This is a genomic window from Intrasporangium sp. (genome assembly GCF_051961875.1).
Lineage (GTDB): Bacteria > Actinomycetota > Actinomycetes > Actinomycetales > Dermatophilaceae > Intrasporangium_A.
Genome location: NZ_JBQCCV010000070.1, coordinates 1 through 11531, shown reverse-complemented (window position 1 = coordinate 11531; position 11531 = coordinate 1). Strand labels below are relative to the sequence as shown.

Genomic DNA, 11531 nt, shown 5'->3' with positions numbered 1-11531 from the left:
GGGGTGCTCGCTCCGAACAGCGGCGGCGCACTCGCGCTCACACCCTCGGTTCTCTTCAGGGGCGCCGCCGCCGAATCGCTCGCACTCCCCGACCCCGCTCGGCCATTACGCCTACTTCATCAGTCAGGTCGAACCACTTCTGCCCGTTTCACGTGAAACGTGCGACTCCTCCCAATGCCCCGTCCCCGTTTCACGTGAAACGCCAGGTGAGTCGAACTCCCTAGCGTGCTGGCGTTCGTCGGCGGAGGTGGTGTGTCGGTGGTGCCTTAAGGGAGCGGCCTGCGGCGCGAGGGACGTTTCACGTGAAACACGCTCAGCCAACGACCGACCGCATCCGTGCCGGGGGTGCCGCAGGCAGGGCGTCCGGGCCTGGATGGGTTCTGCGCTTTGGGTGGTGTTTCACGTGAAACGGCTTGCTGGCACATGGGCTGGGAGGCGGCGCGGAGCGCGAGCGACTCAGCGGCGGCACCCCTCAGGAAAACGAGCCGGCAAGCAAGAGCGTGCCGCCGATGCCCGGAGCGAGCGTCCGAGCGACCTCCCAGCCCGCCAGTCGAGTGGTGCCCGAGCAGCCTCCTGGCCCGCCGGGGGCCAAGAGGCCCACCCCGGCGGGGGTAGGCCACTCAGACGTTGCCGGCGGCTCCACGGTCGGCCATCTCGCTGGCCGCCTCGAGGTACGCGAGCGCGCCGCTGCTCGAGGCGTCATACGTCATGACGGTCTCGCCGAAGCTGGGCGCCTCGGAGATCCGGACCGACCGGGGCACGGTCGTCCGCAGCACCTGCTCGGGGAAGTGCTCACGCACCTCATCCGCCACCTGGGCCGACAGGCGGGTCCGCCCGTCATACATGGTGAGCAGGATGGTGGACACGTGCAGGGCCGGGTTGAGGTGCGCCCGGACGAGCTCGATGTTCTTGAGCAGCTGCGAGAGGCCCTCGAGGGCGTAGTACTCGCACTGGATCGGGATGAACACCTCTGTCGCGGCCACCATCGCGTTCACGGTGAGCAGCCCGAGGCTGGGCGGGCAGTCGATGAGGATGTAGTCGAACTCGTGGCCCTTCGTCGCGGCGGCCTGGACCGCGCGCTGCAGTCGCGACTCGCGTGCGACGAGCGAGACGAGCTCGATCTCGGCGCCGGCCAGGTCGATGGTGGCGGGTGCGCACCAGAGGCCCTCAACGGTGGTGCAGGGCTGGACGACCTCGTCGAGGGGCTGTCCGTCGACGAGGACGTCGTAGATCGAGGGCACCTCGGCGTGGTGGTCGATGCCGAGGGCGGTGCTCGCGTTGCCCTGGGGGTCGAGGTCGATGACCAGGACGCGCAGGCCGGACTGGGCGAGCGCGGCGGCGACGTTGACCGTCGTGGTCGTCTTGCCGACGCCCCCCTTCTGGTTGGCGACCGTCAGCACCCGGGTGCCGCCGGCGGGCTTGGGGAAGGCCTGACCGGTGAGTCGGATCCGGCGCCGCGCGTTCTCCGCGAGCTCGCGTGCCACTGGGGTGTCGAGGCCGGGAGTGGGGAGGGACTCGGCCAGGGCGGACCGCTCATGCGGGTCGCCGCCCTCCCGGCGAAGCCGATCGGACGGCCGAACCGGAGCCGCGAGCGACGCGTCCTCCACCAGTCGGGTCGCCTGGCCTGCCCCCATTCCGACTGCTTGGGTCGCTTTGTCCACACCGTCGTCCACAGGGGGGTCGGAGGGGGTTTCACGCATGGAATTCAGGCATTCGGGTCCTTCCGTCCCCAAGTTGTCCACAGACCTCGTGGACGCGGAATGTGCCGGCGACTCGCCCCAGGTGACGCCGGCGGGCGCTGCCGTTTCACGTGAAACGTCATCGTCGCCGGCGAGCTCAGGCCATCCCAGGTGGCGCTCTAGTCGCTTCTCCGGCTCATGACCGGGCCAGCCCACGTTGCTCGACACGGTCACTGGCGCAGCACCTCCGGCAGGTCGATCAGTTCGGGCGCTGCGTCGCAGCGGCCACGGACAGAGCAGGGCGACGATTCGGTCACGAAGACCCGGACCTCCCGCCACGATCCGAAACCTTACCGCCGCGGGGCGCTCGTGGGCGGTCCCCGCGTCGCCGCGCCGAGCCGGCGCTCGTGGTCCCCGCGGCTCGGAACCTGCGCAGGTCGACCAGTCGCTCGACCACGAGGCGAAGCACGGTCGTACCTTCATCGCCCGAATCGCCGAACGTGACGGCATCCGAGCGGACGACTCCGAGGCGCTGCAACGCCCGCTCGGACTCGGCGAGCTCGGTACGGCCGCGGCTTCCCTTGAGGGCGAGGACCTGTCCGGGTACGGACAGCAACGGCAACGTCCACTCCGCGAGCCGGACGATTCCGGTCACGGCGCGGGCCGTCACCCAGGGCGCACTGAGCGTGCCCCACAGGGACTCCGCCCGCGCAGTGTGGACCGTGGTGTTGCTGAGGCCGAGCTCGCGCACCGTGTCGCTGAGCCAAGCCGTGCGTCTCGCGAGCGGTTCGACGAGGTGCACGTGCAGGTCGGGGCGCGCGATGGCCAGGACGACGCCGGGCAAGCCGGCCCCCGAACCGACGTCGATGACCGCCTGACCGGTCCCGGCGGCGGGGATGAGCTCGCGGACGACGGCGCAGTTGAGCACGTGCCGGTCCCAGAGCCGCGGTCCTTCCCGAGGCCCGATCAACCCATGCGCGATACCGGTCGTCGCAAGCAGGGCGACGTAGTGCTCGGCGAGGTCGAGCCGCTCCCCGAAGACGTGTTCGGCCTCCGGGGGTGTCGACGGCAGCGCGGGGATCGCCGGGTCGTCACCCATGCGTTCCTCCTCCTCATGCCCGGACCAAAAACAGCGACCGTCCGAGCCCCTGTGCGTGGGGCAGCCGGACCTCAACGCCGTTTCACGTGAAACGGCGGCTGGAATCAGTGAGGCAGGATGACGATGTACCGGTTGGGCTCGACACCTTCGGACTCGGAAACGAGCCCGGCCGCGGCGACCTCGTCGTGCACGACCTTGCGCTCGAAGGCCGACATCGGGTCGAGCTCGCGGCGCTTACCGCTCTCCTGGACAGCGCTGATCGCCTCGTGGGCCAGATCGACGAGAGCGGCCCGACGAGCCGCGCGGTGACCGGCGATGTCGAGCATGAGGCGGCTCCGCTCGCCGGTCTCGACCTGGACGGCGAGCCGTGTCAGCTCCTGCAGCGCATCGAGGACCTTGCCGTCCGTCCCGACGAGCCGGCGCGGCACGCGTCCCTCGTCCGAGTCCACGATCGCGACGATGGCGCGGTCTCCCTCGACGTCGACGTCCAGGTCGCCGTCGAGGTCGGCGATGTCGAGCAGGGTCTCGAGGAAGTCAGCCGCCACCTCGCCCTCGCGCTCCAGCTGCTTCACCCGGGAGCCACGACGCGACGTGACGCGCTGCTCGCCCGACTCCTCAGCGTCCGAGCTGTCCGCGTCGCCCGAGTCGTCCGACGCGGTCGACTCCGTGAGCGGGCCACCCGCCTGCTCGGGCTCGATGACACCGGCCACCGGTCCGTCGGAGACGTCCAGGGGCTGCGCTCCCGCACCAGCGGCCAAGGCGTCCGCGGGCGCGGCGTCCGCCACGGCGCTCAGGTCGTGCTCAGCGCCGGTCCCGTCGTGGCCCGCGTGCTGCGCGCTGTCGCTCATTGGTACTCCTTGTTCCGCTGCGGTGACCGCCTGGGCACCATGGTGGTGTCTGGCCACGGACGCAGCCCTGAGATGGATCGGGGGCAACCGCTAGGAGCGGCCCTTCTTCTTGTTGCGCTTCTTGCTCACGGGTTGCTGGCGCTGGCGCGGCTTGGCCTCTTCGACCTCGACAGCCTCGGCCCCGCCACCATTGCCCTCCAGACCCGGGACGGTGACGTGCTTCGTGGCACGTCCCTTGCGCTTGTTGCGCTCCTCCATGGCCTTGTAGGCGGCGGACCCGGGAGCCGGCATGTTGCGGATGACGTAGAACTGCTGCCCCATCGACCAGAGGTTCGTGGTCAGCCAGTACAGGAGGACACCGATCGGGAAGTTCACACCGGAGATCGCGAAGAAGAGCGGCATGAGGTAGAGGAGCACCTTCTGCTGCTTCGCGAACGGGTTGTCGAGCGCGGCCGCCGGCATGTTCTTGCGCATCAGCTGGTGCTGCGTCGTGAACGTCGTCGCCGACATGAGCACGATGAGCACGGCCGTGAGGATCTTGGTGTTCGTGACCGTCGAGCCGAGGAAGTGGTCCGACAGGCTTGCGCCGAAGATGCGCGACGTCTCGATCTGGTGCGCGATCTGCTGCGTGATCGGCCCGATCGCGCCCATCCTCCCCTCGGACTGCGCCTTGAGGTTGTTGAGCAGCTGGAACAGCGCGAAGAAGAACGGGCTCTGGATCAGGATCGGCAGACAGCTCGCGAACGGGTTCGTCCCGGTCCGCTTGTAGAGATCCATGATCTCCTGCTGCTGAGCACGCTGGGACTCCGGATCCCGCTTGCCCTTGTACTTCTTCTGGATCTTCTGCATCTCCGGCTGGATGAGCTGCATCCGCCGGGAGGAGTGGATCTGCTTGACGAAGAGCGGGATGAGCAGGACCCGGACGATGACCGTGAGGCCGACGATGGACATCGCCCAAGCCCAGCCGGTCGGCAGGCCGATCAGGTCGAAGAGCCAGTGCCAGGCGTACATGACCCATGCTTCACCGAGCTTGATCGGGTAGAGCAGGGTCTGGAAGAAGTCCATCAAGGGGGTGTGTCCTCGGGTAGCTGGTGAGAGGCCTCACCGGGTTTGTTCAATCGGACCGCCGCTGAGTATGTCGTACGGCGGCCGGGGCGGTCAGGCTGTCGTGCGGACCTGATGCAGCTCCTCGGAGTGGCGTTCCTCCCACGTCCGCGGAACGTGGTCGATGCCTCCCGGGTTCCACGGGTTGCACCGGCCGAGCCGCCGCGCCGCGAGCCAGCCACCCCGGAGGGGGCCGAACCGCGTGAGGGCGGTGACCGCATACGCGGAACAGCTCGGGTAGAAGCGGCAGGTCGCGGGCCGGAGCGGCGAGATGAACTGCTGGTAGAGCCGGACGAGCAGGACGAGCGGGGCCGACAGGATGCGGTTCATCGTGTGCTCACCTGCTCGCACACTCGGCCCAGCTGTCGCTCAAGAGCAGAGTCGAGCTCGACGTACGTCGCCTGCGCCGCGGATGGGTTGGCGCGCACGACCACGTCCAGACCGGCAGGTATGCCGCTCAGCCGCGTCGCGACGCTGGCGCGCAGGCGGCGCTTGGTCCGGTTGCGGACGACGGCGTTGCCGACAGCCTTGGACACAACAAAACCGACACGCGGCGGTAGGCCCGCACGCGCATCGGTCTGGTTGGCATGCACGACGAGGAGTCGTCCGCCCGCTCTGCTGGCACCAGGGCCACGCACTGCCGCCGTGAACTCCCCGCTCTCTCGGAGCCGGTGACGCGCCGGCAGCACGTCGCGACCTCAGGCCGACAGCTCGGTGCGACCCTTGCGGCGACGGGCGGCGAGGATGGCGCGGCCGGCGCGGGTGCGCATCCGCAGGCGGAAGCCGTGCGTCTTGGCCCGGCGACGGTTGTTCGGCTGGAACGTGCGCTTGCTCACGAGGTACTCCGTGTGGGTCGCGGGCGAACCGCGGTGCATGATGCGGCGGCCACCCGTTGGACAGGGCTGTTGGGCGGTCGGCGACCCCAATCGGCAAGCCCATGGAGGCGAGGCCCCCGAGGGGGGATCCCGGCCACGGGCATGCGAAAGAGGTCGCCGACAGGCTGGCTCCACGATACGGGAGCCGGAGAAGCAGGGTCAAACCAGCGCGGCCGGTCCTTGCCTGGAAGATCAAACGCTCTATCATCCGGAGAGCGGCGTGTAGCGCAAGGCGACACGCCGAGGTCGGCTGATCTTTCGCTCGGTGCAGTTGTCAGGGGCTTACAGGAGACGTTAAGTTTTCGACTCTCACGGTCCCTGCACTCGCTATGCACAGTTGTGGACAACCGTGTGGACAACGGGGAGCGGTGCGGCACGATGCATCAGTGCAGCCCCGCTGACAGGGGAACAGCTAGTCAGGGACGGTGACAGTGACGGTGGCAGCCGAGGACGTTGATTATGGACGGGTCTGGCAGCTCACGTTGACGACGCTCGACGGCGTCGGGCTGCCGAACCAAGAGCGCGCCTTCGTCCGGCTGTGCAAGCTCGTCGGTGTGCTGGACCAGACGGCCCTGGTCCGGGCCCCCAACACCTACACCAAGGAGTTCCTCGAGAACCGGGTCCGCGAGCACGTCACCAACGCCCTCGCGCTCCATCTCGAGCACCCCGTCCAGCTCGCCGTCTCCGTCGACGAGACCCTCGAGCAGGACCTCGGCCTGCTGGTCGACGAGCCGGCGCCCGGCCCGGACACCACGACCGACACGTTCGGCCGGCGCGACGGATCGCACCTGCATCTCGTCGAGAACGGCGGCGACCGGCTGCGTGACCTGGACGCGAGCGCGCCGGACCTCAACGGCGCGGACCTCGACGAGCCGGCCTCGGTCGGCGAGAGCGGGCCACTGCGGCTCCGGCCCGACCCGGCCACACCGAGCGACACCCGGCTCAACCCCAAGTACACCTTCGACACGTTCGTCATCGGTGCGAGCAACCGCTTCGCGCACGCCGCGGCGGTCGCGGTCGCCGAGGCCCCGGCCAAGGCGTACAACCCACTCTTCATCTACGGGGAGTCCGGGCTGGGCAAGACCCACCTGCTTCACGCGATCGGGCACTACGCCCGCACGATGTACCCGAACGTCAAGGTGCGCTACGTCAACTCCGAAGAGTTCACCAACGACTTCATCAACAGCATCCGCGACGACAAGGCCAGCGCCTTCCAGGCCCGGCACCGCAGCGTCGACGTCCTGCTCATCGACGACATCCAGTTCCTCCAGGGCAAGCTCCAGACCCAGGAGGAGTTCTTCCACACGTTCAACACGCTCCACAACGCGAACAAGCAGATCGTCATCACCAGTGACCTGCCGCCCAAGGAGCTGTCGGGCTTCGAGGATCGGATGCGCACGCGGTTCGAGTCTGGGCTGCTGACCGACGTCCAGCCCCCCGACCTCGAGACCCGGATCGCGATCCTTCGCAAGAAGGCGATCCAGGAGCGGATGTCGGTGCCCGACGAGGTGCTCGAGTACATCGCGAGCAACTTCTCGACGAACATCCGCGAGCTCGAGGGCGCGCTCATCCGCGTCACCGCCTTCGGCAACCTCAACCGCCAGCCCATCGACCGGGCCATGGCCGAGATCGTCCTCAAGGACGTGCTGCCGAACGAGACCCCGAACCAGGTCACCGCGGCGACGATCATGGCGGTCACCGCGCAGTACTACGCGGTGACCCTGGACGACCTCTGCGGCTCGTCCCGCTCGCGGCAGCTCGTGACGGCCCGACAGATCGCCATGTACCTGTGCCGCGAGATGACCGATCTGTCGCTGCCCAAGATCGGCCAGCACTTCGGCGGCCGAGACCACACGACGGTCATGCACGCCGACCGCAAGATCCGCGAGCTGATGGGTGAGCGGCGCGCCATCTACAACCAGGTCACCGAGCTGACGAACCGGATCCGCCAGCAGTCCCACTGACGGCCACACGGGGCCCTAGGCCGCCGGGGCCGACGGGGCCGCCCACAACACACCGACCACTCACAGGGTCCGACGGTTGCAACCGTCGGACCCTGCTGCTTCTCGGCCTGTTGGCGGAACGCAGAGGCGCGCCGTGCAACCCCATCGCGCACCTCGTCGCCCTCGTCCGTCACTTCGTCCGACACCTCCTCCGTCTCCTCGTCGCCGGTCGTGCACAGGTCCGCCGCACCGGGTCGTGCCCGTCGCCGGCGTTCATGCCTGTGCACACCTCTGCACAGGCCGGCCGCACCGACTCCACACACTGTCCACAGCGCGGCGCTCGAGGCCCTGAGCACGGCCGGCGACGCATCGAGCACGTGCCCCACGGATTCCTCCACAGCCTGTGGAAAACTCTGTGGAGATGTCGTCCCCAGCCGCGAGGCATCGGCGACGGCGGCTCGAGACGCCTGCCGAGCCTGTTCTTCCACAAGCCCTGTGGACAACTGTGGAAGAACGGCCCGAACGTGGTGAAAACCCCACCGGAAAGCGCCACCCGCCTGTGGATGAACGACGGTTGTCCACAGCCTCTCGTCGAACGGGCTCGACCATCCACAGGTTCGTCCACACGGCGACACGCACCGCGACGTGCAGCGGCGCTTCTCGTCCACATCTTCCACAGCACCGATGACGATGACGAGACCCCAGAACAAGGGGCGAGCCCCGACAACGAGGGTGGAAAGCGCCCGACACGACCGGTTTGTCCTCGCTCTCCCGATCCGGTGGTGCTAGGGGCTTGTGGGCGACTAGTGTCTGAGCCCCAATGGTCCTTCGTGGAGAAGTGAGAGCGACGTGAAGTTTCGGGTAGACCGTGATGTCCTGGCTGACGCCGTCACGTGGGTGGCGCGAGGTCTGCCGGCACGCCCGCCCGTGCCCGTGCTCGCAGGTGTCCTCATCGTGGCGGACGAAGAGGGCACCCTGACCCTCTCGGCGTTCGACTACGAGGTCTCCGCCAAGGTGACCGTCCCCGCCGACGTGTCCGAGTCCGGTGAGGTCCTGGTCCTCGGCCGGCTCCTCGCCGACATCTCCCGCAACCTGCCGGGGAAGCCGATCGACGTCTCGACCGACGGCAGCAAGGTCAACGTCGTGTGTGGTTCCTCGCGGTTCAGCCTGCGCGAGATGCCCGTGTCGGACTACCCGACCCTCCCGTCCGCGCCTGAGGCGAGCGGCACCATCGCCGGCGACGTCTTCACCCAGGCCGTGGCCCAGGTCTCCATCGCGGCCGACCGCGGCGACACCCTGCCGATCCTCACCGGCGTCCGGATGGAGATCGACGGCGACAAGATGACACTCCTCGCCACCGACCGCTACCGGCTCGCGATGCGCGAGCTGACCTGGAGCCCGGGCACCTCCGACGCCAACCACGTCGCGCTGATCCCGGCCCGCCAGCTCTCCGACACGGCCAAGGCGCTCGGCGCCTCCGGCTCGATCGAGCTCGAGCTCGGCGCCGGCGGTGACGGCCTCATCGGCTTCGAGGCCGGCCAGCGCCGCACGACGACCCGCCTGCTCGACGGCGAGTACCCGAAGGTCACCTCGATCTTCCCGACCAGCGTCGAGACCGAGGCGGTCATCGACACGGCCGCCCTCGAGGAGGCCGTCAAGCGGGTCGCCCTCGTCGCCGAGCGCAACACCCCGGTCCTGCTGCGGTTCACCGACGGCCAGGTCGCCATCGAGGCGGGCACCGGCGACGACGCCCAGGCCGCCGAGGCCGTCGAGGCGACGCTGACCGGGCCCGAGATCCAGATCGCCTTCAACCCGCAGTTCCTGCTCGACGGGCTCCACGCGGTCGGCACCCCGTTCAGCCGCCTCGCCTTCACCCAGCCGAGCCGTCCCGCAGTCCTCACCGGCCAGCCCGAGGCCGACGGCGAGTCCGACCAGAGCTACCGCTACGTGCTCATGCCGGTCCGCTTCGCCAGCTGAGTCCCAGCCCGGGCTCCGCCGGCCCGGGGCGTATGCCGCTCACCTGGCGTAGCCTCGAAGGCACCCTCCCAGCCCGGCCGGGTTGCCCTGCGGCACCCCGGGCCCATCTCAGCAGGACCAGTAGGAAGGCAGGCGAATGCAGCTCGGACTCATCGGTCTCGGCAAGATGGGCGGCAACATGCGCGAGCGGTTGCGCCGCGCGGGCCACGAGGTCGTCGGCTACGACCACAACCCGGACGTGGCGGACGTGACGAGCATCGAGGACCTCGTCCAGACGCTTTCGGCGCCGCGCACGGTCTGGGTCATGGTTCCCGCCGGCGATCCGACCCGGCAGACGATCGACCGGCTCGGCGAGCTGCTCGACCCCGGTGACCTCATCATCGACGGTGGCAACTCCCGCTTCACCGACGACTTCCGCAACGCCGAGCTCCTCGGTGAGAAGGAGATCGGCTACGTCGACTGCGGCGTGAGCGGCGGCATCTGGGGCCTCAAGAACGGCTACGGCCTCATGGTCGGCGGCGAGGACCGTTGGGTGGAGCACGCGATGCCGATCTTCGACGCGCTGCGCCCCGAGGGCCCCCGCGAGGAGGGCTTCGTCCACGCGGGCGAGGTCGGCGCCGGCCACTACACCAAGATGGTCCACAACGGCATCGAGTACGGCCTCATGCAGGCCTACGCCGAGGGCTACGAGCTGCTCATGCGCAAGGACATCGTCAAGGACGTGCCGGGCGCGTTCAAGGCGTGGAGCCGCGGCACCGTCGTGCGGTCCTGGCTGCTCGACCTGATGTCCGACGCCCTGTCGAAGAACCCGAACCTCGAGGGCGTCTCGGACTACACGGTCGACTCGGGCGAGGGGAAGTGGACCGTCGAGGAGGCGGTCGCGCTCGAGGTGCCCATGCCGGTCATCTCGGCCTCGCTCTTCGCCCGCTACGCCTCGCGGCAGCAGACCTCCCCGACGATGCAGGCCGTCGCCGCGCTGCGTGGCGAGTTCGGCGGCCACGAGGTCATGACGGTCGAGGAGGGCAACGCGCTCAAGCATGGCGACCAGCCGAGCTCGCGGGCCCAGCAGGTCGCGGTCAAGGGGATCGGCCAGAAGGCCGACGCCGAGCGTCCGCCCGCCCCGCGGCACGCCTCGCAGCCGGCGGCCACCGAACCGTCGTCGACGGGGCAGAAGGACTAGCAAGAGGGTCGTGCACGTCCGTCATCTGACCCTCAAGGACTTCCGCAGCTACCCCAGCGCCGAGCTCGCCCTCACGCCCGGGGTGACGACGCTCGTCGGGCGCAACGGCCAGGGCAAGACCAACCTCGTCGAGGCGATCGGTTACCTCGCGACACTCGGCTCGCACCGGGTCGCGACCGACCAGCCGCTCGTCCGGTTCGGGGCGACCCAGGCGATCGTTCGCGGCGCCGTCGTCCGGGATGCCCGCGAGACGATGGTTGAGCTCGAGATCACCCCGGGCCGCGCGAACCGGGCCCGGCTCGGCAAGTCCCCGGTGGCACGTCCGCGGGATGTCCTCGGCACGGTCCGCACCGTGCTCTTCGCCCCCGAGGACCTCGCCCTCGTCAAGGGCGACCCGTCCGAGCGGCGCCGCTTCCTCGACGAGCTGCTCGTCCAGCGCCAGCCCCGCTGGTCCGGCGTCCGCTCCGACTACGACAAGATCGTCAAGCAGCGCGGGGCGCTGCTCAAGCAGGCCGCCCCGCTCTTCCGCACCCGCACGGGGAAGGGGGCCGGGCGGCATACCCCTCGGGCGGGCGAGCCGAGCACGGCGGAAGCCCGCGAGGCAGCGCTCCACACCCTCGACGTGTGGAACACCCACCTCGCGAACGTCGGCGCACAGCTGCTCTACGCGCGGCTGCGGCTGCTGCGCGACCTCGTGCCCGACCTCGCCGAGTGCTACGACGCGGTGTCCGAGAGCGACGCGAACGCCCGGGCGACGTACAAGAGCTCGCTGCACGAGGACGCGGCCAAGCGGCTCGCGGCCGGTGAGGTGCCCGAGATCGAGGAG

Annotated in this window: 11 protein-coding genes; 4 read left to right on the top strand and 7 right to left on the bottom strand. The window is 69.3% G+C overall.

The genetic code is table 11. From position 1 onward, the window contains the following. Positions 1-620: 620 nt before the first annotated feature. The 7 genes from ACTHJJ_RS04215 to rpmH all read right to left on the bottom strand — a co-directional run bounded on the left by ACTHJJ_RS04215 (position 621) and on the right by rpmH (position 5566). Positions 621-1634 (bottom strand): ParA family protein, encoded by a 1014-nt coding sequence (locus ACTHJJ_RS04215; RefSeq protein WP_440301682.1) that lies wholly within the window; start codon positions 1632-1634, stop codon positions 621-623. A 358-nt stretch (positions 1635-1992) separates the two neighbouring features. Next, positions 1993-2778 carry a 16S rRNA (guanine(527)-N(7))-methyltransferase RsmG gene (rsmG, locus tag ACTHJJ_RS04210; protein ID WP_440301681.1) on the bottom strand — a complete coding sequence of 262 codons (786 nt, stop codon included), beginning with the start codon at positions 2776-2778 and terminating at the stop codon, positions 1993-1995. A 104-nt stretch (positions 2779-2882) separates the two neighbouring features. Continuing rightward, positions 2883-3626, bottom strand: coding sequence for a Jag family protein (locus ACTHJJ_RS04205; protein ID WP_440301680.1), 744 nt, complete (start codon positions 3624-3626; stop codon positions 2883-2885). A 90-nt stretch (positions 3627-3716) separates the two neighbouring features. Further along, positions 3717-4691, bottom strand: coding sequence for a membrane protein insertase YidC (gene yidC, locus ACTHJJ_RS04200; RefSeq protein WP_440301679.1), 975 nt, complete (start codon positions 4689-4691; stop codon positions 3717-3719). 93 nt (positions 4692-4784) lie between these two features. Further along, on the bottom strand, positions 4785-5060 hold the full coding sequence (gene yidD / locus ACTHJJ_RS04195; RefSeq protein WP_440301678.1) for a membrane protein insertion efficiency factor YidD: 276 nt from the start codon (positions 5058-5060) through the stop codon (positions 4785-4787). Then, on the bottom strand, positions 5057-5368 hold the full coding sequence (gene rnpA / locus ACTHJJ_RS04190) for a ribonuclease P protein component (RefSeq protein WP_440301684.1): 312 nt from the start codon (positions 5366-5368) through the stop codon (positions 5057-5059). The genes yidD and rnpA overlap by 4 nt, the downstream gene beginning before the upstream one ends. A 60-nt stretch (positions 5369-5428) precedes the next feature. After that, positions 5429-5566, bottom strand: a complete 138-nt coding sequence (gene rpmH, locus ACTHJJ_RS04185) for a 50S ribosomal protein L34 (RefSeq protein WP_034225701.1) — start codon at positions 5564-5566, stop codon at positions 5429-5431. A 476-nt stretch (positions 5567-6042) separates the two neighbouring features. Between rpmH and dnaA the strand changes: the two genes are divergently transcribed. From dnaA to ACTHJJ_RS04165, 4 genes are all read left to right on the top strand, one after another. Beyond that, a complete protein-coding gene (dnaA, locus tag ACTHJJ_RS04180; protein WP_440301683.1) occupies positions 6043-7569 on the top strand; it encodes a chromosomal replication initiator protein DnaA in 1527 nt (508 codons plus the stop codon). Between the two features lie 828 nt (positions 7570-8397). Then, complete coding sequence (gene dnaN / locus ACTHJJ_RS04175) at positions 8398-9525, top strand: DNA polymerase III subunit beta (RefSeq protein ID WP_440301677.1); 1128 nt, start codon at positions 8398-8400, stop codon at positions 9523-9525. Positions 9526-9661: 136 nt separating this feature from the next. After that, positions 9662-10705, top strand: coding sequence for a phosphogluconate dehydrogenase (NAD(+)-dependent, decarboxylating) (gnd, locus tag ACTHJJ_RS04170; protein WP_440301676.1), 1044 nt, complete (start codon positions 9662-9664; stop codon positions 10703-10705). Positions 10706-10715: 10 nt separating this feature from the next. Continuing rightward, positions 10716-11531 (top strand): AAA family ATPase (locus ACTHJJ_RS04165; protein ID WP_440301675.1); only part of this gene is annotated, 816 nt, incomplete at its 3' end.